The sequence below is a fragment of the Sulfurospirillum sp. HTRB-L1 genome, from assembly GCF_059415125.1.
Map to the genome: position 1 here is coordinate 74,104 of NZ_JCAHZR010000001.1, position 22,948 is coordinate 97,051.

At 48.1% G+C, this 22,948-nt stretch carries 21 protein-coding genes and 1 tRNA gene; 5 read left to right on the top strand and 17 right to left on the bottom strand.

Features of this window, described 5'->3' with window-relative positions; translation table 11 throughout:
• The 6 genes from AC5SLM_RS00355 to AC5SLM_RS00380 form a co-directional block, all read right to left on the bottom strand.
• Nucleotides 1–3,081 carry an efflux RND transporter permease subunit gene (locus tag AC5SLM_RS00355; RefSeq protein WP_495248933.1) on the bottom strand — a complete coding sequence of 1,027 codons (3,081 nt, stop codon included), beginning with the start codon at nt 3,079–3,081 and terminating at the stop codon, nt 1–3.
• 187 nt (nt 3,082–3,268) lie between these two features.
• Nucleotides 3,269–3,718, bottom strand: a complete 450-nt coding sequence (locus AC5SLM_RS00360) for a YaiI/YqxD family protein (RefSeq protein ID WP_495248934.1) — start codon at nt 3,716–3,718, stop codon at nt 3,269–3,271.
• Nucleotide 3,719: 1 nt separating this feature from the next.
• Nucleotides 3,720–4,961: a DEAD/DEAH box helicase gene (locus AC5SLM_RS00365; RefSeq protein WP_495248935.1), complete on the bottom strand. Its 1,242-nt coding sequence runs from the start codon at nt 4,959–4,961 to the stop codon at nt 3,720–3,722.
• Nucleotides 4,962–5,068: 107 nt separating this feature from the next.
• On the bottom strand, nt 5,069–6,619 hold the full coding sequence (locus tag AC5SLM_RS00370; RefSeq protein ID WP_495248936.1) for an inorganic phosphate transporter: 1,551 nt from the start codon (nt 6,617–6,619) through the stop codon (nt 5,069–5,071).
• 76 nt (nt 6,620–6,695) lie between these two features.
• Nucleotides 6,696–7,631 carry a 4-hydroxythreonine-4-phosphate dehydrogenase gene (pdxA, locus tag AC5SLM_RS00375; protein ID WP_495248937.1) on the bottom strand — a complete coding sequence of 312 codons (936 nt, stop codon included), beginning with the start codon at nt 7,629–7,631 and terminating at the stop codon, nt 6,696–6,698.
• Nucleotides 7,628–8,407: a pyridoxine 5'-phosphate synthase gene (locus tag AC5SLM_RS00380; protein ID WP_495248938.1), complete on the bottom strand. Its 780-nt coding sequence runs from the start codon at nt 8,405–8,407 to the stop codon at nt 7,628–7,630. Before AC5SLM_RS00380 ends, pdxA begins: the two co-directional genes overlap by 4 nt.
• A 65-nt stretch (nt 8,408–8,472) precedes the next feature.
• On the opposite strand from AC5SLM_RS00380, the gene AC5SLM_RS00385 reads away from it, so the two are divergent.
• The 5 genes from AC5SLM_RS00385 to AC5SLM_RS00405 all read left to right on the top strand — a co-directional run bounded on the left by AC5SLM_RS00385 (nt 8,473) and on the right by AC5SLM_RS00405 (nt 12,822).
• The gene (locus AC5SLM_RS00385) at nt 8,473–9,369 is read left to right on the top strand and encodes a Ppx/GppA phosphatase family protein (RefSeq protein ID WP_495248939.1); all 897 of its coding nucleotides are present in this window, start codon (nt 8,473–8,475) and stop codon (nt 9,367–9,369) included.
• Nucleotides 9,370–9,463: 94 nt separating this feature from the next.
• On the top strand, nt 9,464–11,155 hold the full coding sequence (locus tag AC5SLM_RS00390) for an acetolactate synthase large subunit (RefSeq protein WP_495248940.1): 1,692 nt from the start codon (nt 9,464–9,466) through the stop codon (nt 11,153–11,155).
• A gap of 2 nt (nt 11,156–11,157) precedes the next feature.
• Nucleotides 11,158–11,625: an acetolactate synthase small subunit gene (ilvN, locus tag AC5SLM_RS00395; RefSeq protein ID WP_495248941.1), complete on the top strand. Its 468-nt coding sequence runs from the start codon at nt 11,158–11,160 to the stop codon at nt 11,623–11,625.
• The gene (gene lpxD, locus AC5SLM_RS00400) at nt 11,626–12,576 is read left to right on the top strand and encodes a UDP-3-O-(3-hydroxymyristoyl)glucosamine N-acyltransferase (RefSeq protein WP_495248942.1); all 951 of its coding nucleotides are present in this window, start codon (nt 11,626–11,628) and stop codon (nt 12,574–12,576) included.
• Between the two features lie 9 nt (nt 12,577–12,585).
• Nucleotides 12,586–12,822: a hypothetical protein gene (locus AC5SLM_RS00405; RefSeq protein WP_495248943.1), complete on the top strand. Its 237-nt coding sequence runs from the start codon at nt 12,586–12,588 to the stop codon at nt 12,820–12,822.
• A 42-nt stretch (nt 12,823–12,864) separates the two neighbouring features.
• On the opposite strand, the gene AC5SLM_RS00410 is transcribed toward AC5SLM_RS00405, so the two are convergent.
• The 11 genes from AC5SLM_RS00410 to murA all read right to left on the bottom strand — a co-directional run bounded on the left by AC5SLM_RS00410 (nt 12,865) and on the right by murA (nt 22,905).
• A complete protein-coding gene (locus AC5SLM_RS00410; RefSeq protein WP_495248944.1) occupies nt 12,865–14,034 on the bottom strand; it encodes a pyridoxal phosphate-dependent aminotransferase in 1,170 nt (389 codons plus the stop codon).
• A gap of 48 nt (nt 14,035–14,082) precedes the next feature.
• A complete protein-coding gene (gene cysE / locus AC5SLM_RS00415; protein ID WP_495248945.1) occupies nt 14,083–14,796 on the bottom strand; it encodes a serine O-acetyltransferase in 714 nt (237 codons plus the stop codon).
• Complete coding sequence (speA, locus tag AC5SLM_RS00420; protein WP_495249387.1) at nt 14,796–16,646, bottom strand: biosynthetic arginine decarboxylase; 1,851 nt, start codon at nt 16,644–16,646, stop codon at nt 14,796–14,798. Before speA ends, cysE begins: the two co-directional genes overlap by 1 nt.
• A gap of 8 nt (nt 16,647–16,654) precedes the next feature.
• On the bottom strand, nt 16,655–17,863 hold the full coding sequence (gene hisS / locus AC5SLM_RS00425; RefSeq protein WP_495248946.1) for a histidine--tRNA ligase: 1,209 nt from the start codon (nt 17,861–17,863) through the stop codon (nt 16,655–16,657).
• Nucleotides 17,860–18,438: a dTMP kinase gene (gene tmk / locus AC5SLM_RS00430; protein ID WP_495248947.1), complete on the bottom strand. Its 579-nt coding sequence runs from the start codon at nt 18,436–18,438 to the stop codon at nt 17,860–17,862. The genes hisS and tmk overlap by 4 nt, the downstream gene beginning before the upstream one ends.
• Nucleotides 18,422–18,919, bottom strand: coding sequence for a pantetheine-phosphate adenylyltransferase (gene coaD, locus AC5SLM_RS00435; protein ID WP_495248948.1), 498 nt, complete (start codon nt 18,917–18,919; stop codon nt 18,422–18,424). Before coaD ends, tmk begins: the two co-directional genes overlap by 17 nt.
• A complete protein-coding gene (locus tag AC5SLM_RS00440; RefSeq protein WP_495248949.1) occupies nt 18,916–19,440 on the bottom strand; it encodes a UbiX family flavin prenyltransferase in 525 nt (174 codons plus the stop codon). Before AC5SLM_RS00440 ends, coaD begins: the two co-directional genes overlap by 4 nt.
• Nucleotides 19,437–20,237, bottom strand: coding sequence for a flagellar basal body P-ring formation chaperone FlgA (flgA, locus tag AC5SLM_RS00445; RefSeq protein WP_495248950.1), 801 nt, complete (start codon nt 20,235–20,237; stop codon nt 19,437–19,439). The genes AC5SLM_RS00440 and flgA overlap by 4 nt, the downstream gene beginning before the upstream one ends.
• Before the next feature lie 83 nt (nt 20,238–20,320).
• Nucleotides 20,321–20,395 (bottom strand) — tRNA-Gly (locus AC5SLM_RS00450).
• Nucleotides 20,396–20,443: 48 nt separating this feature from the next.
• Nucleotides 20,444–21,631: a molybdopterin molybdotransferase MoeA gene (locus AC5SLM_RS00455; RefSeq protein WP_495248951.1), complete on the bottom strand. Its 1,188-nt coding sequence runs from the start codon at nt 21,629–21,631 to the stop codon at nt 20,444–20,446.
• Nucleotides 21,632–21,642: 11 nt separating this feature from the next.
• Nucleotides 21,643–22,905 carry a UDP-N-acetylglucosamine 1-carboxyvinyltransferase gene (gene murA / locus AC5SLM_RS00460; RefSeq protein ID WP_495248952.1) on the bottom strand — a complete coding sequence of 421 codons (1,263 nt, stop codon included), beginning with the start codon at nt 22,903–22,905 and terminating at the stop codon, nt 21,643–21,645.
• Between the last annotated feature and the right edge of the window lie 43 nt (nt 22,906–22,948).

Sequence of the window (22,948 nt, forward strand, 5' to 3'; positions counted from 1 at the left end):
TTACTCCTTAATGTTAAAAAGTGTGGCATACAACGCAGGGATGTACACTAAGTTCAGTACCGTTCCCCAGGCAATACCAAAGCCAAGAGAGACGGCAATAGGTTGCAGCATGACCGATTCGCCCGAGGGGAAAAAGATGAGCGTCGCAAGGCCTAGCATCGTTGTAATAGACGTAATCAAAATAGGGCGCACCCGTTGCTTGGCACGTTTGAAAAAGGCTTCTTTGGTGCGTGTTGCATGGAGAAAATCAAGCATAATAATCCCATCATTAATGACGACTCCTGCAAGGCCTAGCATCCCTATCATGGATTGTGAGTTGATGTCGATACCCATGAGAAAGTGCCCAGCTAATGGCCCAACAAGGGTAAAGGGAATCACCGAAAGGAGCATTAAAGCGCTCTTGAAGGAGGGGAAATTGATGAGCAAGGTAATAAAGATGAGAAACATCGCCACCACAAAAGCTTTTAGCATATCTAGTGCCATTTGCCCGCTTTTTTCGCGCTCACCCCCAAAGCGCACGTCAACCCCTTGGTCTTGAACCAAAGCAAGGGTTGTTTCGAGTTTTTTTAACGCTTCATTAGCGGTTATTTGCGTACTTTCCACATTGGCAAAGACTTTTTTGTACAACACGCCGTCTTCTTTTTCCAAACGTTCAAAGTTGCGCTCTATGCGAAAATCCACAACCTCTTTCAGGGCAACATAGCGTCCATCCTCTAGCGGAACCAAAAAGGCTTTAAAGGCGTCAAGATTATCCTTGTAAAGGGATTGGGTTTTGATTTTTACAATACCCTCCTCATTAAAGGTGTTGGCTTGTTCTTTTTCCATAAAATAGCTCCCAAGAACAGAAGCCAGACCCGCATCACTCAGGCCAAGGGTTCTGCCATAGGCGTTGATTGTGTACTTGTATTCTTGTTGGCCCAATTGTGTATTGTCAGAGACATCCCGCACGCCCTCAATGCCCTCAAGGGCTTTTTTAAGGGTTTGGATACCCTCAAGCAAAGACTGAGTATTAGAGGCGCTTAGCTTAAGCTCAATATCTGTGTTGATAATCCCAATGGTTTGGGCCACGATATTTGAATCCACCACCTTTTCTTCACTGAGTAAAGGGGCTAGTTGGGCCCTGATACGCTGCATCACCACCGCGGTATCTTCTAGCCTTGTTTTATCTTCTCGCTTAAAATCAAAGCTAAGAGACAAGAGGGGGTTGATGTAATTTTCTAAAATATTTTCCTCGCGAAATTCTTCCAACTCAAGGGCTAATGTAAAGCCATTTTCAAGGGTTTGGGAGGTGTTGGCAAGGTCGGTGTAGCGGCCAACGGTTGTGTTGATGTTTTTAATAGACAAAGTAGGGGCATGTTCAAGCAAGACGCGCTCATACTTTTTGGCCACCTTATCGGTTTCTGCTAGCGCAGTGGAATCGTCTAGTTTTACTGAAATGGTGACATTTTGAGAGTCCATTTCGGGAAACATTTGAAAACGGCTTTGCCACAACAACACCGCTGTTAGAAGGGGAATGGTAACAAAAAAGAGAAACAAAAAGCTTTTTTTGTGGGCGATAATACGACGCAACACACGCTCATAAAGATTGTAAAGAGGGGTCCAATCTAACATTTTTTCTCGTGGCTTTAACAAATGCTGGGCATGAAGGGGTAAAAATAAGAATGATTCTATCAAGGAAGCAACAATCAAAACAGAAACCACAATGGGAACAAGCTGAACCAAAAGCCCCATCTCTCCTGAGATTAACAACATGGGCAAAAACGCAAAAATAGTCGTAAGGGCGGCGATGAGCACTGGAGCAATCATCTCTTTTGTCCCTGTTAAAACGGCCTCACGGATGGGGCGCCCTTCATCAAGGTGGCGTTGGATGTTTTCGCTAACGATAATAGCATCATCCACCACAATCCCCAAGGAGATCAACATAGCCATCATGGAAATCATATTTAGGCTATAACCTAGGGTTTCTATGACCAAAAGACCCAAGATAAACGAAAAGGGAATCCCTAGCACAATGACGAGTGAGAGCCTGGGGCTGACTAAAAAATACATGGATAATCCCACTAAAATAAGCCCTAAGGTGATGTTGGAAATAATCGTCGAAATGCGCTCTTGAATAGGCTCAGAGCTGTCTCTGGAGATGCTTAAAGAGACCGCTTCTTGGGAAGATTCAAAGCGCGCAAAGACGTTTTTAACCTCTTTGGCCACGCGCAACGAATCCCCTTCATCGTCTTTATAAATTTGCAGTGCTATGGTAGCCTCACCGTTAAGGCGCGCAATGGTCTCATCGATGGGATAATCAATCACCACCGTGGCAATATCGCCCAAATAGACCTTTTTCCCACTCACGGGAAGGAGGGTGCTTCTCCATGTGGCAACGTCAAATTTATTATTGTCCGCATTAACATACACGTGATTGCCCGCCTCTTCGATAGAGCCTACGGGGTACATGTAAGAAAGTGCTTCGATGGCACTAATGACTTCGGTGCTATCGAGTTGGTGCATGGCGATTTTCTTATGGTCTAGCATGATTAAAATATGCAAATCCGTGTCGCCATACACTTCCACGTCACTGATATTCTCAACCTGTATGATGGCTGTTTTGAGCTTCTTGGAAGCTTCTAAAAGCCCTTGTTTTTCAAGAGTAGGGGAAGAGAGCGAGACGTGCATCAAAGAACCCTGACGTTTTTGACTCGTCGCAGTGGGTTCGGTCATATCACTTGGAAAATACTTTTTTGCAGCACTAATGGCGTCTTTAACCTGATTGAGTATCAATACTTTATCTTGACCCTCTTGGAGTTCTACCTTGATGGAAAAACTCCCATCCGTAAGCGTTGAAGTGACTTTTTTAATCCCAGAAATGCTATCGAGTTCATTTTCAATTTCTGTGACAGCAAAATTATTAAGGCTTGACGCACTCGCCCCTTGGTAACTGCCCGCAATTTGAATCGACTCTAGCGTCACGGTGGGGAACATTTCTTTAGGGATGGAGCGGTAAGCAAAAATACCCATCACCACGATAAAAGCAAGAATCGTATGGTTTAGGCGCGAGTTGGTGAGGAAATAATCAATCAATTTGTTCATAGGGGCACTTTTGTTCAAGATAAGGCAGAATGTTATTCCAATTACATTAATTGAGTGTTAACCATTTCTACATGTAAAGCCAATGCGACTAAAATCATTCAAAAAAGGCGTGTTGTGGGTATTTTTTGGAGTGTTTTGTGTTTCCAAAAGCGAGGGGTGGAACACGTTTAGGCTACAAGGCAGTAAGTTAAACGTGTTTTTTAGCCAACAGTCCATTAAGGCCATCGGCAAATGCCCGTACATCTTTGGGGCCAATAGCACTTGGGCCACCCGTGATTTGCCCACCATCTCGCAGCTCTTGCATGAGATTGCGCATGGCCAACAAGCCTTTGATGTTTTCTTCATCGTACAGGGTGCCGCGCGGGTCAAGGGCGAGGGCACCTTTGGCAATCACGCGGTCGGCTAGGGGAATATCCGCGGTAATAACCACGTCCCTCTCTTCACACAACCCCACGATATAATGGTCCGCTTCATCGGCCCCTTGGGCCACCACCCGCATCTCCACAAAGGGTTCTTTTGGCGTGGAGATGGGTTTGTTGGCCACAAAGATAGTGGGGATCTTGCGCTTTAAAACGGCGCGCAAGAGGACTTCTTTGAGGGCATTGGGAAACGCGTCTGCGTCAACCAAGATTTTCACGTTAGCGTCTTGGTTTGCGTCCCGTTGCGGCAGGACGTTTATTCCCTGAAGAAGGGCGTTGGCCACCACCACGTCCTTGGACGATGGGCTCGGCTTTGATAGAAGGGTCAGGCTCAAATCCTTCGACAACTTCACGCTCAAACACTTTTTTAATCAAACGCTCAATGCCTTTGAGGTAATCAAACTCATCGATACACACCAAAGAAACCGCTTCACCTTCGTTTCCAGCACGTCCCGTGCGGCCGATGCGGTGTACGTAATCTTCGGCAATATTGGGCAATTCAAAGTTCACCACGCGAGGAAGTTGGTCAATATCAAGACCGCGCGCGGCAATGTCAGTGGCCACGAGAATCTTCACCTTGCTTTCTTTAAAATCACTCAAGGCTTTGGTGCGCGCCCCTTGGCTTTTGTTGCCATGAATCGCTGCGGCGCTAATGCCTAGCTTATTGAGATAGTCGCTAACCTTGTTGGCGCGGTGTTTGGTGCGGGTAAAAACCAACACTTGTTTCCATTTTCCCTCTTGGATGAGTTTGCCCAAAAGGGCGGTTTTGCGGGCACAATCTGAAACAATCACCCGTTGGTGCACAAGCTCGCTGGAGGTGTTGCGTCTGGCCACTTCAACGATGGCGGGATTGTGCAAAATGGACTCACACAAGGCTTTGATTTCGTTGGAATAGGTTGCCGAAAAAAGCAGATTTTGACGTTTTTTGGGAAGCAAAGAGATGATGCGACGGATGTCTTTGACAAACCCCATGTCAAGCATTCGGTCTGCCTCGTCAAGCACGAGAGTGTCGATGCTGGCAAAATCAACGCACTGTTGGCCGTGCAAGTCTAGCAGCCGCCCAGGGGTGGCCACTAAAATATCTACGCCCGTTTTCAAGGCTTTGATTTGGGGGTTAATGCCTACGCCGCCAAATACCACGGTGCTTCTAAAAGGCAAATATTTGCCATAAGTTACGACACTCTCAGCCACTTGAGCCGCAAGTTCGCGGGTAGGGGTCAGGATAAGAACACGCAGTTTGGGTTTGCCTTTGTGGTGTTCATGGCGTGTTAATCGTTCTAAAATAGGCAAGGTAAAGCCCGCGGTTTTGCCTGTGCCTGTTTGGGCACCGGCTAGCATGTCGCGTCCTTCTAGGATGGGCGGAATCGCTTGGGCTTGAACGGGAGTAGGGGTGGTATAGCCTTCCTCTGCAACCGCTTTTAAAAGGGCAGGGCAAAGGGAGAGTTGTGAAAATGCTGTCAATAAAATTTCCTTATGATTAGTTAGTGCAGGATGGTAGTGTAGCAAGTCTTGGGTTAAAAAGTCCTACGGGGCAAAAGCGCGCGGTTTTGCCCTTACATGTAAGGGGCTTAAAGCCCCATAACAGCTTTGAGGATAAAAAAGAAAATAGCAGAAGAGATGCCCGCAGCAGGCAAGGTGATAATCCACGCTAGGGCGATAGGACGCATCAATACCCAGTTGGCATCTTTGTTAAGAACCCCGATTCCAAGAACAGCACCAATGAGGATGTGCGTGGAGGAAACAGGAATCCCAAAAGCGGTTGCTAGTAAAATAACCAAGCTCGCCGCCAGTTCCGCCGAAAAGCCAGTCACGGGTAAAATTTCCGCCAAGCGAGTTCCGACAGTTGCGATAACTTCTTTACCCAAAAACCAAAGCCCCACGATGAGCGACACCCCAAAGGTTGCCATGGCGATAAAAGGAACCGGAGCGCTGGCGTTAATCGCGCCTGTTTTTAGCACGTCAAGCACTGCGGCAAAAGGCCCGATGGCATTGGCAATATCATTGGCCCCATGGCTAAAGGCAAAGGCGGAGGCGGTAAAGATTTGGAGCCATGAAAAAATCCGTGTGGTGGTTTTAGACACATCGTTTTTGGCCATAATATTGACAATCGCAAGGCTCACCACAAAGGCAGCCGTGCCAATCAAAAAGATAATCCAAAGGGTTTCTATGGTGCTAATTTCCATTTTGAGGTTATTGAGGCCTTTAAACAGTAACATAGAAGAGACTGAAACTGCCGCAAGAGCGCCTACCATGGGAATATTACGGCGAAGAGGCGCAAAAGGGTCGATTTGATTTTCCCGCTCTTTCATGGCCTTGATGCGTTTTTGGTATTCTGTCTCATCCAAAGGGTTGTTGCTTTCTTCCTCATCATCGTACATAGCCAGATGTTCTAGCTCTCTGATTTGCTCTTCATCGGTCTTGTTTTTTAAGGAGTGGGCGTATTTTTCTTTGTAGGCTTTGCGGCTTTTTTTCATGCGCTTCATCACCTCGGCCGCTTTTTCACTTGGCGTGAGGATTGTTTTTTTGATGTAGTGGTAAACGATGTACGATAAAATGCCTCCAAGCACAGGTGAAATCACCCAACTTGAAGCAATTTGCCCAATCTTTCCCCAACTTACCATCGAAAAAGAACTCTCACCGCTTGTAACTACGTAGCCAAGGGCGATACTTCCCCCCACAATCCCGCCTACAATTGAATGGGTTGTGGACACAGGGAGACCGCGTTTGGAGGCAATCATGAGCCACAAACCCGCGCTTAAGAGGGAAGAGAGCATCACAAGCACAAAAAGAAGGGGGTCAAACTCAGAAACAGGCATCTGGACAATGCCTTGGCGAATAGTCTTGGTAACCTCGCCGCCAGCAAAAATCGCCCCACTAAGCTCAAAAATAGCCGCAATAATAAGGGCTTGCTTGAGGGTGATGGTTTTTGCCCCTACACTGGTGCCAAAGGAGTTGGCCACATCGTTACCGCCGATGTTAAAGGCCATAAACAATCCAAAAAGTGTGGCAACGGTAAAGAGAAGGAAATGGTGAGACGGGATATAATCATACCCCCAAACAAAAAAGCCAACAGTGGAGACAGCAAAAAGAGAGAAGGCGAGAAGATTGTCGCGGGACATGCACATCCTTAGAGGGGTTTTCTTGGTGCGTATTATCCCAAATCTTTACTAAGAAAGAACTGTAACCGTTTCGTAATTAAGTTTCGGTAAAATTTTGCCTTTTTTTCGCGAGCCAAATGGCGCTTTTCACAGCATTGTGGTAACTTTTGCACGAAGGGTTCGCCTCTTTGTAGGCGATGTCGTACGCCGTGCCATGATCCACCGAAGTGCGCACCACGCTAAGTCCTAGGGAGACATTAATACTCTCTTCAAAAAAGAGGGCCTTGAGGGGCGTTAATCCTTGGTCATGGTACAAACACACCAGATGGGAAAACTGCGCTAGTTTCTGAGGCGTAAAGGCCGTATCGGGCACCAATGGCCCCACAAACACCTCTTTTCCTATAGCCTCATTGGCCGCCGCAATCGCCTTGGCAATGACACGCTCTTCCCTGCCAATCACCCCGCCATCGCCCGCGTGGGGGTTAAGTCCTAGCACGCCAATGGGCTTTACATGTAAGGCTTCCCAAAAACGTATCAAAAAACGTGTCAGGTTTTTTTTCTTAATCTGTTTAGCAACGTTTTTTAAGGGGATATGGTGCGTAAAAAGGCCCACAAATAGCTTTTCGCACCCTAGCATCATCATGGCGTCTTCTTTTAAAAGTTTGGCCAGAGCGTCGGTGTGGCCCTTGTAGAGCACCCCCGCCTTGTGCCACGCTTCTTTGTGAATAGGCAAGGTCACCAACGCATCAGCTTTGTTTTCTTGCACCAAAGAAAGGGCTTTTAAAAACGAATAATAAGACGCCTTGCCCGAAGCCTTCGTGGCGCGTCCGGGGGTAATGTCAAACACCTCCCCGCAAGGGTGCACCTGCATGCCTTGGGGGACATCCAAGCCCAACAGTGCCGCGCCCCACGCCAGCATCGTTGGGTCGATGCAATACACCGGTTCGCACCACTGGGCAATCTCCTCGTGGGAGCGCAACGCAATCTCAAGGCCAATCCCGTTTAAATCCCCAAGGCTAATGGCTAGTTTCATCGCACTAACTCCCGCATACGCACAATCGCCTCTTCAAGGCCCGTAAAAACCGAGCGGGCGATGATACTTTGGCCAATGTTTAGCTCTTCGATGGCTCCCATGCGCGCAATCGCTTCCACATTGTGATAATTTAGCCCGTGTCCTGCGGCAACTTTTAACCCCAAGGAAGCGCCCAAAGAAGCCGCGTCTTCAAGTTCTTTAAGGCTAGCTTCCAGGAGGGATTTCAAGGTAGAACGGGGAAGCTCTAAGGCTTTGATGCTGTGGTGAGAGGAGGCGAGGTTGCCATAAAGCATGGCAAAAAGGTTCGCATACGCTCCCGTGTGCAGTTCTATCCATTCTACATGTAAGGCTTGAGAAAGTTTTACCGCCTCTTTGGTGGGGTCAATAAACAGTGACACCTCAATCTCCTGCGCTTGCAGCTGTTTTACCGCCTCTTTAAGCAGGGTAAAATACCCCTTAACGTCCAATCCCCCCTCGGTGGTCACTTCTTCGCGTTTTTCAGGCACCAAGGTGACACGGTGGGGCTTGAGTGTGGTGGCAATCTCTAACATTTGGGGCGCCATGGCACATTCAAGATTCACAGGTAAGGACGAAAGGGCCACAATGCGTTTGGCATCTTCGTCATGAATATGCCGTCTGTCTTCGCGCAAATGGATGGTGATTTGGTCGGCTCCAGCGCGTTTTGCGATGCCAAGCGCGTCTAGGGGGTCGGGGTCATTAATGCGTCTTGCTTCACGCAAGAGAGCGATGTGGTCGATGTTTACACCTAAGAGCATGGGTTTGCCTTTGGGGAGAAATTTGGGGTATTATAGCGAAACTTGAACCTTTAAAAAGGACGCTTATGGGCGAAGTGATTGCGTGTGATTTAGGCTCCAATACCCTGCGTATTGTCCAAATTTCCTGCCAAAATGGCAAACGTGTTAAGGCATTTGAGCGTATTGTGCGTACCGCCGAGGGCCTACACGCCAACGGCTACATTGGCCAAAACGCCCAAAACCGCATCCTAGAGGCACTAGATGAGGCGGCTTTAATCTTTGATTTTAAAAGTCTGCGCGTGCGCTGTGTGACCACAGAAGCCCTAAGGCGCGCTAGCAATGCCACCACGGTACTTCAAAACATTTATACACGCACAGGCCTTGCCTTTGAAATCATCGACGGGAACACGGAAGCCGCCTTAACTCTTCTGGGTGTTCAAAGCGCTTTAACGCGTTTGGGTCAAGGGGCGTTGCCCCTTTGGCTGATGGATTTAGGTGGCGGGTCGTTGGAGCTTACATGTAAAACCCAACATCAAACCTTTTCCCACAGTTTTCCCCTAGGTATTGTCACCCTGACCGAAGGCGATCCTAGTAGCTTGGAAGCGGCGCTAGAAGAGATTAAGCACACGACGCGTTCTTGGCCAAAGGCTTCTCTTTTTGTTGGCACGGCGGGCACACCCACAACCGTGAGTGCGTTTTTACTCGGCATGGGTTACGCTGAGTATGCCCACGAAAAAATCACAGGAACACGCCTTACATGTAAGGATTACGAAACGGCCTTAAAAGGCCTTTTGGCCCTAGAAGAAAAAGCGCGTGAGCAGTGGGTGGGCGTGCGGCGCAGTGATTTGATTGTTACGGGAATAAACATCATCACGTCCCTCATGCAAACCTTGGGGTTTGAGGAGATGCTGGTGGTGGATGATGGGCTTCGCGAGGGCGTAGCCATAGCACTTTGTGAGGCATTGGAAAATGCTTTACGATAGAGGCTGCTTTAATTTACTTTTGCTATAATGACGCACTTTTTACCTATCTACACACTTGTTGGGGCAGGTGAGGGCAACTTTTAAGGAGAACATGATGGAAATGACCGGTTCACAAATGGTGATTGAAGCACTGCGCAACGAAAACGTTGAAGTAGTGTTTGGATACCCCGGCGGAGCAATCATGAACGTGTATGATGAAGTGTATAAGCAAAAATACTTCACGCACATTCTTAGCCGACACGAACAAGCTGCGGTTCACGCAGCCGATGGATACGCACGGGCAAGCGGAAACGTCGGTGTCGCCTTTGTCACCAGCGGACCTGGCTTTACCAATGCCGTCACAGGCATTGCCACGGCGTACATGGACTCCATTCCTATGGTTATCATTAGCGGTCAAGTGCCTATTACGATGATTGGCACTGATGCCTTTCAAGAGATTGATGCGGTAGGTATTTCGCGCCCCTGTGTCAAGCACAACTACCTCGTGCGCCACGTGAGCGAACTGCCACGCATTCTCAAAGAAGCCTTTTACATCGCCCGCACTGGCCGACCAGGCCCTGTGCATGTTGACCTTCCTAAAGATGTCACCGCACAACTTGGCACCTTTGAATACCCCAAAGAAATTGTCATGCAAACCTACAAGCCTACCTACAAAGGCAACGTACGGCAAATCAAAAAAGCGGTTGAGGCTATCGCTGGGGCCAAACGCCCCATCCTTTACCTAGGCGGAGGCATCATCAGCGCAGGGGCTTCGGAACTGGTGCGTGAATTTGCCAAAGTCACGGGTATTCCTGCGGTTGAAACCCTGATGGCTAGAGGCGCATTGCGCCATGATGACCCGTTGCTTTTAGGCATGGTAGGGATGCACGGTTCGTATGCGGCCAACATGGGCATGAGCGAAGCGGACTTGATGATTGCCCTTGGGCCACGCTTTGATGACCGCGTTACGGGAAAACTTAGCGAATTTGCCAAGCACGCTAAGGTCATTCACGTGGACATCGACCCCAGTTCCATTGGAAAGCTTGTGGATGTGGATTATCCTATCGTAGGGGATATGAAAAACGTGCTTGAAGCGATGCTTCCCCGTGCTAAAGAGGAAATTAAAGCAGAAAAATACCAAAACTGGCGCGACTTGCTCTCCCGCTACAATGAAATCCACCCCCTTGGGTACGAAGATTCCAATGAGATTATCAAACCTCAGTGGGTGATTCAGCGCGTGGGGCAACTTTTGGGCGAGAAGGCCGTTATCGTGACAGACGTAGGCCAACACCAAATGTGGGCCGCACAATTTTACCCCTTTACCTACCCGCGCCAATGGGTAACGAGCGGAGGCCTGGGCACCATGGGCTTTGGAATGCCCGCCGCCATGGGCGCAAAATGGGCGCAAAAAGAGCAAATCGCCATCAACATCACCGGCGATGGGTCTATTTTGATGAACATTCAAGAGCTCATGACGGCTGTTGAGAGCAAAATCCCTGTGATAAACATCATCTTAAACAACAATTTTCTTGGCATGGTACGCCAATGGCAAACCTTCTTTTACGACAAACGCTACTCTTCTACAGACCTGCAAATGCAGCCTGATTTTGTTAAACTCGTCGAAGCCTTTGGAGGTTTTGGACGTCGCGTAGAAACCAAGGAAGCGTTTGACAAAGCCCTTGAAGAAGCGATTGCGAGTAAGAGTGTTGCGATGATTGATGTAAAGGTTCACCGCCTAGAAAACGTTCTACCGATGGTTCCATCGGGTGGAACGCTGTACAATATGATGCTAGATTATAAGGATTAATGATGGAAACCAGACGCGTAATTTCAGTCATTGTACTCAATGAACACGGGGTTTTATCACGGATTTCAGGCCTATTTGCAGGACGAGGCTATAACATTGACTCTCTCACTGTTGCGCCCATCCCCAACACCAATCTTTCACGCTTAACCATCGTCACTTCGGGCAATGCCAAAGTCTTGGAACAAATCGTGAAACAGCTGCACAAGCTCATTCCTACCTACAAAGTCATCGAATCGGGTGAATTTGTTGAAAAAGAGATGGCCCTTGTAAAGATTCCATTGAGCGAAAAATTTGACGGCCTTGATGCGATGCTCAAAGCGTACAATGGTACCATTGCAAGCAGTGGTGAAGATTTTATTGTGGCGATGGTTGCGGATGACCCAAGCAGGGTTAGTAATTTTTTAAAAGCCATTAAAAAATACAATCCCACCGAAATTATCCGGGGTGGCTCTGTAGCCTTGGATGTGTAAATGAAACTCTCTTCTCTTGCTACTTTACTCTCCTTGGAACTTTTAGGGGAAGATAAAGAGATTTCTCGCCTCAACACCCTAGAAGACGCACGCGGCGATGAGCTCGCCTACCTTGACCACAGCCGCTACCTTGATGTACTTAAAACCACCAAGGCGGGGGCTGTGTTTGTCTCCAAAGACCATCTTGATGCACTTCCGCAAGGATGCAGTGCCCTGTTGACACCCACTCCTCATCTAAGCATGGCCTATGCGAGTGCTTCTTTCGCCACTCCTCTTGCCTCCATGGCGGGAGAGCCTGCACACATAGACGCCAGTGCACAGATTTTTCCGCATGTTTATTTAGGAAAAGGTGCTATTGTCGAACGTGATGTTACGGTAATGGCAGGGGCATATATTGGGGATGGTGTGTGCGTAGGGGAGGGGTCGATTATCCACCCCAATGCCGTGATTTATGCTGGGTCGCAAGTTGGAAAACGGTGCCATATTTTAGCCAATGCTGTGGTTGGTGCAGATGGTTTTGGCTATGCTCACACAGCACAGGGTGAGCATATCAAGATTTACCATACTGGCAATGTGGTGCTAGAAGATGATGTGGAAATTGGCGCATGCACAACCATTGATCGTGCTGTTTTTGGTACCACACGCATCTGCAAAGGCACCAAAATTGACAATTTAGTACAAATTGGCCACAATTGTGCGCTTGGAGAGGGATGTATTATCGTCGCTCAAACAGGTATTTCAGGTTCAAGCACCCTTGGACACCATGTCATCATGGGGGGGCAAAGTGCTACTTCGGGGCATTTGCACATTGGTGATTTTGCCACCATCGCCGCACGTGGCGGGGTTACAAAATCTTTAGAAGGTGGCAAAACCTACGGGGGATTTCCCCTTGTTTTGCAAAAAGATTGGCTTAAACTACAAGCTAAAATTTTAAAATTTTTTAAACACTAGGAGATTATGATGAGCGGAAAAAATACAATACTAACATCCTTTGCCCTTGCGGGGACACGTAAAGGAACGGTTTCTATCTCACACCTTGAAGAGCCTTATGGCACCGATTCACACCCTGTGGTGAGCATTGGCATTTCTCTTAAAGGCAATACCGAAGAGCCTGACTGGAAAGCACACATTCCCTACGAAAACCTTCAAGAGCTTATCGACGCCCTCGAAGACGCAAAAACAAAATTTAACGCGTAGTGTTATACAAAGAGCAGGAGGGCTTTCCTCCTGCTTTGGGGTTTAGTGTTTGTAGTTTTTTACGAAGGTTGCGATTCTCGCAATCCCTTTTTCAATACTCACTTCATCGGTTGCAAACGAAAAGCGAAAATACCCATCGCAACCAAATCCTGCTCCTGGCACCGTGGCTACCTTTGCCTCGGCTAAGAGGTCTTTACAAAATTGCATAGAATCAGATTCGATTTCTTTGGTGTTGACATAAAGGTAAAACGCACCATCGGGAGAGATGACAGAAAGACCAGGAATGGCATTGAAAAGTGCCACAGCCATGTTTCTGCGCTTCTCAAAAGCTTTTTTCATCATAGCAATATCCTCATCCGCTTGGCCTAAAAGAGCAGGGATGGCAGCTTTTTGCACCAATGAACAGATATTGGAAGTGCTTTGGCTTTGAAGGTTTTTCATGGCATCGTTAAGCGCTTTAATCGGACAGGCAGTATAGCCAAAACGCCATCCTGGCATAGCCGCACACTTGCTTAATCCGTTAATGGTAACAGTGCGACCAAAAAGGTCTTCGCTCACCGAAGCAACCGAGGTGAAAGGCTTACCAAAAACCAATTTTTCATACATCTCATCTGAAGCCACTAAAATCTTTGTCCCCTTAAGTACTTCACCAAGGGCCTCAAGTTCACTGCGTGAGTACACAGCGCCCGTAGGATTGGAGGGGGTATTTAAAATCAGTGCTTTGGTTTTTGACGTGATGGCTGCTTTAAGCTGTGCAGGTGTGATTTTAAACCCATGGTTTTCATCGGTCTCAATCACAACGGGCTTGCCGCCGCTATAAGTAACGATTTCGGGGTACGTTACCCAATAAGGTGCAGGGATAATGACTTCATCGCCCTCATCTAAAATGGCTTGAAAGAGGTTAAACAAGGAGTGTTTTGCTCCAACGTTGGTAATGATTTGGTTGGGTTTGTATTCAAGCCCATGGTCGCGCTTTAGCTTAACACACACGGCCTCAAGCACCTCAGGAGTACCAGGAACTGCCGTGTATTTGGAAAAACCGCTTTGAATCGCCTTAATTGCCGCTTCTTGGCACACTTTTGGTGTGTCAAAATCGGGCTCACCCGCAGAAAAACTAAGCACATCCTCACCCGCAGCTTTTAGCTCTCTAGCTTGTGCGGTGATGGCCATAGTAAGTGATTCAGATAGCACCTGAATACGTTGTGAAAGCATGGTTTTTCCCTTTACATGTAAAATTTCGAAATTATAGCAAAACAGTCGCTAATCTTTGATAGTTTTTATAAAAGATTGATAAATTTCATCTAATTCTTTGTCTTTAGCAATAAGCTCTTTATTGTCTTTAACAATGGCCTCTTCCAAGAGTGCTACACGCTTGACCAAATAGGCAAAAAGCTCTTTGTTGATGTCGGGAATCTTGTTGTGTGCCATGGGGTTTTTGTCACGCCCTTTGTCGATTACCCGTGCGGGAATTCCCACCGCGGTACACTCATCGGGCACATCCCTTACCACAACCGAGTTTGACCCAATACGGCAATTTCTCCCCACGGTAATATTGCCAAGCACTTTCGCGCCAGAACCAATCACCGCGCCGTCTAAGATAGTAGGATGCCGCTTGGTGTCCCGCTCAAGACTCACACCTCCAAGGGTAACCCCTTGGTAAATGAGCACATCGTTGCCAATAATGGCCGTCTCGCCCACTACAATTCCCACAGCATGGTCTAAAAACACCCGTCTTCCCACGGTGGCTCCTGGATGCAAATCTACCCCCGTCACCATCTGCGTAATCCCCATAATCACCCTTGCAAAACGCCGAAAACCCCTTACGTGTAAGGCGTGGGCCACGCGGTAATTGGCCAATGCCCAAACACCAGGGTAGTTAAACACAAGTTCCACGCGCGAGCGAATGGCGGGGTCATTTTTAAGTGGCATGGAAAAATCTTCCCTAATCAACTGCCACAGGCTTGCTTGTTGCATTATTCCCCCTCTTTACCAATGGTTTTCAAGTAGCCGTTATCGTTTAAGAAGAGGTAAATCTCTCCCAAAATATGTTTGCGCTGTTTGTCATCAATGAGTGGCGATTTTTCAATACGTTCGTGCAAATTGTCTTGAATTTCGCGCACATCATAATCCATATCTTCCAAGATATCTTGGATGCATTGAGACTCTAGCAATCCCTCAACCACGTACCCTTTGGGGTCTTTATCATCAATGCGAATCACCGCCTCGGTAGGGTGCGTGAAGAGGTTGTGGTTCATCCCTAGCACCTCTTGGTAGGCCCCCACAAGGAAAAAGCCCAAAAAGTAGTTGCGTTCTGCCACGTCCACGTCGTGCAAGAAAAGCGGGTTGTTAAGATTAAAGCCAATCTCCCCATCGCTATCACAGGTGATATCCCACAAAGAAGCCGAGCGGGTAGGGGTTTCATCCAATCTATCAAGGGGCATTACCGGAAAGCTCTGCCCAATCCCCCAATAATCTGGCAAACTTTGAAACAAGGAAAAGTTCACCAAATAACGCTCTTGCACCCGCTCTTGGATGTCCATAATCTCCGTGAGGTTCTTATCTCCTAGCATACTTACCGCACGCTTGATGACGAGGTTAACCAGCACTTCGGTGTTGGAACGGTCTTGGAGGTCGATGTAGCCTAGGTCAAACAGGGTCAACAACGACTCCATGTGGTCAATGCTATCATGCAAGTACTCTAGCGCATTACCTGGCTTCATGGAGCGGTACAAGTCCAAAAGTTCCGCCACCAAGGGAGGGTTTTTCTCTTTCAAAAAGAGTTTTCCTTCGGTGTATTCTTGAGAAAAGAGTTCCAGTACGGGCGCAATGAGTATCGCGTGGCTTGCGGCAATGTAGCGTCCTGATTCGATAAAAATATCAGGTTCTGGCTCTTGTTTTTGGTTGGCAATGGTTTTAAGTAAAAAGACCACGTCGTTGGCGTACTCAGCAAGGGTGTAGTTGCGGTTGAGGGTATTTTTGTATTGGGAATACTCAATAGCCAAGCCTCCACCTAAGTTAATGGCTTTAAGGCTGTGCGCTCCCATCTTGCGCAGTTCTGCATAAATGTTTCCCGCCTCGCGCAAAGCTTTTTTGAGGGGGTTAATGTCGGTGATTTGAGAGCCGATGTGGAAGTGAATCATCGTAAAATACTCCAAAAGCCCCGCATCTTTAAGCATACTCACCGCCTTAATCAGCTCGGTGGAAGTGAGGCCAAATTTGGAGTTAATCCCCCCGCTTTTTGCCCAAATTCCAATGCCTGAACTGTGCAAGCGAATCCGCAATCCGATGTTGGGTTTGGGTGCAAAACGCTCTCCTGCGGTTTCAATGATGCTCTCAAGTTCGTTGAGGCCTTCGATGGTGAGCGTAATGTTGTGCCCCATCTCCGCCGCGATAAACCCGATGTTAATCATTTCCTTGTCTTTAAAACCATTAACCGTAATGGGCGCATCGTCGTTGTTGTAACTCATGGCCAGCAACAACTCCGCTTTACTGCCCGCTTCCAAGCCATAGCCATAGGGCTTTCCAATCTCCACCAAGTTTTTCACAAAGCCAGGGTATTGGTTGACTTTTAATGGATATACCGCATTAAATTCACCGTTGTAATGAAACTCGACTTTTGCTTTGCGAAAACTGTTGTATACCGTGTCGATTTGTTTTTTGATTAAGTGGGGAAACCGAAGCAAAATAGGGCCACGAATGTCCCCTTTTCGTATCTCTTCGACGATGTCGTACAAGGCAGGTTTCATCCCTTTATTGATGCACACCTTTCCGTTTTCGATGACAAAATTATTGCTACCCCAAATGTTTAATCCGTAATTTCCCATTGCCATGCTTAAAAGTCCTTTAGTGGAATACGCGTTTCCGTTTTTGTCATGAGATTCTTAACCCAAACCATGCCCTCTTTTAACTCATCTTCCCCGATACACGCAAAGATAGCCGCCTCTTTTTTATCCGCAAGTTTTAGGTGGGCTTTGAGGCTTTTAGCTTGATACTCCACCATCACCTTCTCACTGGCGCGTTTCTGGATGGCCAGCGCATAAACAGGACCAATTGCCTCTTCGCACAAGGCACCAAGGTACAACCCTTCGCGGGAAGCCTCTGGCATCACCACAAGCTCCAAAAGCCGCTCAATCCCCATGGCAAACCCAATGCCAGGCGTGGGCTTGCCGTCTAAAAATTCTACCAAGCGGTCATACCGTCCACCCCCAGCGATGGAACTTTGGGCCCCGATTTCATCGCTCACAAATTCAAAGGCTGTTTTAGAGTAATAATCAAGCCCACGCACCAAGGAGCTGTCTACCTCAAAAGGGACGTTAAAGCCCTTTAGCAGCTCTTGCAATGCGCTAAATTCTTCTTTACATGTAAGGCAAAGGTTATCCGTAATGCGCGGTGCTGGGGCCAAAAGGGTTTGGCAATGTGCGTTTTTACAGTCTAACACGCGGATAGGATTGGTATTTTTACGGCGCAAGCAATCCTCGCATAAGCCTTCTTGGGCGTCCAAAAAAGCGATGAGTTTTTCCCGATAAGGCGGCATACATGTAGGGCATCCTAGGGAATTAAGCTTTAGGGTTGCTTTGATGCCAAGGGCGCGAAGGATTTCTGCTAAGAGCAAAATCACCGACGCGTCTTCTTTGACGTCTGATTCCCCAAAGGATTCTACGCCAAATTGGTGAAATTGACGAAGCCGTCCTTTTTGGGGACGCTCATAGCGGTACATGGGGCCGTGGTAAAAAAAGCGTTTCACGCCGCCTGCTTTGTCCATTTTGTGTTGCACAAAGGCGCGCACCACGCCAGCGGTGCCCTCAGGGCGCATGCACACGTCGTTCTCCCCTTTGTCGGTAAATTGGTACATCTCTTTACCCACAATGTCGCTACTCTCACCCACGCTGCGTTTAAACAAGGCGGTTTCTTCTAAAATCGGTGTTTCAATCAGCTCAAACCCGTAATTTTTTGCCAAGCGCACGCATTCGTTAATCACAAAGGTGTAGACGGTATTTTCTGGACTCAGGGTATCTTTCATCCCACGCAATGCAGTTATCATACAAGAAATCCTTCAATGGTTTGTTCAATCTTTTCCTCACTCCACCCCGCATCAACTGTGCACACAGGAAGTTCAAGGCGTTTTAAAATCTCTTCCATGAGGTGTTGCACATGTAACAAATAGCCAACGCCGCGCGCTTCGATGCTGTCGTGGTGCTTTTGCCCTAGGCGTTCTAAAATCAAGGCTTCGTTGGTTTTAAAAAAGACAATCTTATCGGCAAAATTCCCCCCAAGGGCAAGGCGATTAAGGGTTAAAAGCAAGGGCAAATCTAGGCTTTTTTGATTTGCCATCGCATACGCCATCCCTGAAACAAACCCTCGGTCGCTGACAATAAGCTTGTCCGCATGTGCCGCAACAACATTGCGGTAATGTTGGGCACGGTCAGCTAAAAACAAAAACATTTCTGCCGTTTCATCCACAGGTTCGGTCTTTTCCAAGACCATGCGGCGAATCTCTATGCCTAAGTTCGTCCCGCCTGGTTCTTTGGTGATGATGGCTTGGGGCAAACGGGTTTTGAGGCGCGCAATCTGGGTCGACTTTCCCGATGTATCTACCCCTTCAAAGATCACATACATAGATACTATCCTTTAAAAAAGCTGCATTTTCAGGGGGAACCAAATGGCTCACATCACCCTTGTGTTTTAAGATGGAACGCACAATAGAAGAGCTAATAAACGCGTTGTGAAGGCTTGGCATGAGGTACATGGTTTCTACTTCTTTCCACAACGAAGCATTAGCGTACCCAATTTGCAGTTCGTATTCAAAATCACTCACCGCCCGAAGCCCACGGATAATCATCCGAGACTCAATCTCTTTAGCAAAATCCACCAGCAAGGTATCAAAGGGCATTACATGTACACCCTTCATCCCCTTTGTAGCAGCCTTCACCATAGCCACGCGTGCCTCAATGTCAAACATGGGGCGTTTTTCTTGGGAGATAGCCACGCCCACGGTGACCTCTTCAAACACACTCTTAGCACGTCGAATGATGTCCATGTGGCCATTAGTAATAGGGTCAAATGTTCCAGGATAGACCGCTCTTGTAATCAAATTCATCCTTCCCACCTTTGGTACAGTGTGTGGGGAATGCCCAGTAGATCAAACCACTTGCCAATCAAAAACTCTTCCATCTTCTCTAGCGACTCAGGTTTTGCATAATACCCAAGCACGGGCGGGGCGATAACAACGCCCAAGGAAGAGAGTTTGTGCATGTTTTCAAGAGCAATCGTGCCAAAAGGCATCTCCCTTGGCGCAAGGACAAGAGGGCGTTTTTCTTTGAGCATCACCGAAGCCGTGCGGGTCAACAAGGTGTCGGCAATCCCGCAAGAGATTTTTGCAAGGGTGTTCATACTGCAAGGCACAACAATCATGCCATCGGTTTGAAAAGACCCCGAAGCCGTAGGCGCGCCAATGTCTTCATCGTCCAACATTTGCACATTTTCTTCGCGCTTAAAGACGATTTTAGCGTGTTCGGAGAGAATCACATACACTTGAATCTCCAAAGGAAGCAGTTCCACAAAACGCTTTCCCAACGCCACCCCACTTGCACCGCTAATCCCTACAATAAGTCGTTTCATTCTTTGATTATCACCTTATGTTTAGAAAGGATACGTGCATTAAAAATTTTCCCTTCGCTTGTACGGATGCGAATGGTATCCCCTTCGTTTCCGCCCTCAAGCGCTTGGGCACGCACACCAATGACGAGTCCCCCATCTTGCATCAACGCTTCAACAGAGTTTCGCCGTTGCACGAGCAATCTTACGTCAAATTGACGCTCCAACAGCAAGGTTTCCTCGCGCACGTATTGTTTGACAACCAATGTATCTGGCTTTACCTCTTGTAAGGGCAAGGAGGGGAGCGATTCGAGCGCAAACCGCACAGGCTCAATGTCACTAAGGGTTAGGATTTTACCGTTTGGGAGATTATGTTTCGCTTTAAAACCTGTCAATGTCGCCTTAACGTGAAACCTAAAATAAAGCGTACGGCGCAATCCCCGTCCGTCTGTAAACGTAGCAGAAAAGGTACCTTGAGAATTGCGGACATTAGCCCCAGAGAGGCGTATGTGTGCCAAGGTATAGTCTTTAAAATCTGAAGGTAAAACAGATTGGGGAACGAGGGTAATGTTGTGAATGAAAATAACCTGATACGCCTCTTCAAAGGCTTCTTTTATTTTTTGTTTCAAAAAACCAATATCGTGCGTAATATCGCAATGGCGACGCAAGGTGATAAGGCCTCCTGAGCGATCAACGCTTGTGATGTTATGCTCTTTCAAGAGGGCTTCAAGGCGCAAAAATGGGATTTGAAAGGTAGAACTACTGGGTAAGCGCATCAACGGCATGGCTTCAAAGGAAGGGGAAATGTGAGAAAGCAACAATTGCTCTCCTTCGACGCAATACTCAGAGACAATCTCTAGCGGCTTAGCTAACATGAAAAAAGGGAGAAAAAAGAAGAAAAAAATGGAGCGGGAAACGAGGTTCGAACTCGCGACCCCAACCTTGGCAAGGTTGTGCTCTACCACTGAGCTATTCCCGCAAAAATGAGAGTGAGATTCTAGCAAATTCACCCTCGCTTGTCAAGAGACTAAGGGAGCAAGACACATGAAACCTCACACCCTGCGTCCATATGTTTCTCAGCGACCCCGCTCACCACCACTGCGTTGCTCTCCAAAAGGGGCGTAAGCATCCCTGAACCGTATTTGTTGTTGCGCGTTACACTAAATGTGCCCGCTTCGTACCATCCAAGCACCAATTCATTGCGCCCGCCTTTACATGTAAAGGGGGTGACATTGGTGGCGCGCAAGAGTGGTGGGGTGATGGTTTTCATGCCAGCGAGTTTTTTTAAGGCGGGCAGGGCAAGCAAAAAAGCGTTCAAAAAAGCGGCCATGGGGTTACCAGGCAGTGAAATCACAAGGGTTTTTCCCATGCGTCCCACCATCGTTGGGCGACCAGGTTTGATGTTGATACCATGAAAGGCGGCTTCAAAGCCATTGGCCTCCAAGCCTGCGCGCACGAAATCCGCTTCCCCCATGCTAATGCCACCACTGGAAATCACCATATCATACGCCCGCAAGGAAGCGATAAACCGCTTGGATTCTTCTAGCGCATCGGGAATCACCCCCGAATAATCCGCCTCAAACCCTGCACTTTGAAGCAATGCTACTAACGCGTAAGAGTTGCAGTTATGAATCTCATCTTCCCCACTTTGCTCCCACGGCTCTTTAAGCTCATCTCCCGTGGAGACAATGGCTACTTTGGGGCGCGTTACCACGGGCACATGGGTGATGCCCTGTGTGGCTAGCATGGCAATGTGCGAAGGCGTCAAGGTCGTGTTTGCCTCCATGAGCATGTTGCCAAAGGCTTGTTCTTCTCCCTTGTGGCGAAAAGCATTCCCTTTTTTAACCAAAGCAGGAAGGGTGACGTGGGTTGCGTCGTAGCCTAGGGTATCTTCAAAAGCAACGATAGTGTCCGCATCTTCAGGCACCTTCGCTCCTGTCATAATCTTATAACACTCACCCGCTTCAAGCACAGGTGCTTGCACCATACCTGCATAAATCGTCGCTTTAATGCGCAGTTTTTCAGGGTGTCCTGCGTGGGAAAAGGCAAAGCCATCAAGGGCGGCATTGTTGTAAGAGGGAAGGTTTTTTTGGCACACAATCCCTTGGGATGTTGTGCGCCCAAGGGCGGAAGTTAATGGCACAAAGGTGGTGTGCTCTAAGGGCACCACCAAGGAGAGCAACACCTCTCTAGCGTCGTACAATCCTAGTTCCATCGCCAAGCTCCTTATTCGCTTAGTCGGGTGATTTTTGCACCCAATTTAGCCAGTTTTCCCTCAAGGTCTTCGTAGCCCCTATCAAGGTGGTAAATGCGGTGAATCCGCGTGGTGCCTTGGGCAACAAGGGCTGCTAAGACAAGGGCCGAACTTGCACGCAAATCCGTTGCCATCACGTCCGCGCCCGTCAAGGAACACTCTCCTTGAACCGTCGCGCTGTGGCCTTTAAGGCGAATCTGCGCACCCATGCGGGTAAGTTCACTCACGTGCATAAAACGGTTTTCAAACAACCGCTCATCAATCACACTCGTGCCCTTAGCTTGGGTAGCAAGGGCCATGAATTGGGCTTGCATGTCCGTGGGAAAGCCTGGGTATTCGGTAGTTTCAATGTCCACACTCAGTACGGTTTTTGCCGGTGTAAGGGAGAGGGTATCTTTGGTTTCACTCACGCCAAAGCCCATTTTTAAGAGTTTGCGGGTCAGAGCACGTAAGTGGTCAGGGCGTACCTGCGTGAGGGTGATGGGGCTATTGGTAATCGCGCCCGCGCACAGATAGGTTCCCGCCTCAATACGGTCTGGGATCACACGCACACTAGGAAAAGTAAGGAGGGCTTGGCCCGAGCCTTGGATGCGAAGTTCGTTGCTTCCAAGCCCTTCAATAGGCACTCCTGCGGCTATTAGCACTTCGCACAATTGCACCACTTCGGGCTCTTGGGCGACGTTTACCAAGGTAGAAGTTCCATGGGCTAAAGCGGCAGCCATAATGATATTTTCACTGCCTGTGACGGTTACTTTATCAAACACAATAGTGGTGCCTTTTAACCCTTCAAGGGCTGTAGCAACCACGTACCCTTGCTTAATCTCAATCGTCGCACCCATTTGTTCAAGGGCCTTAAGGTGCAAGTCAATGGGCCGTTGGCCAATAGCACAGCCTCCGGGCAGGGAAACTTCACACTGGCCAAAACGCGCCAAGAGCGGGCCTAGGGTTAAGATAGACGCGCGCATTTTACGGACGATGTCGTAGTTAGCACACGTGGAATTCACGGTCGAAGCGTCGATGATGGCTTGGTTGTTTTCAAAGGTGCACGAAGCACCCAAATGTTCCAAAAGTTTCATAAAGGTTTGCACATCTGCGACCTTAGGGACATTTTCCAAGGTAACAGGCGTGGCACAAAGCAAGGTGGAGGCCAAAAGGGGAAGGGCGGCATTTTTTGCGCCAGAGATGGCGACTTCGCCGTGAAGGGGGTAGCGTCCTTCGATTTGCAAATAGTACATGTAAATCCTCTTTTTTAGTCGAGCTCTTTACGAACTCTAAATA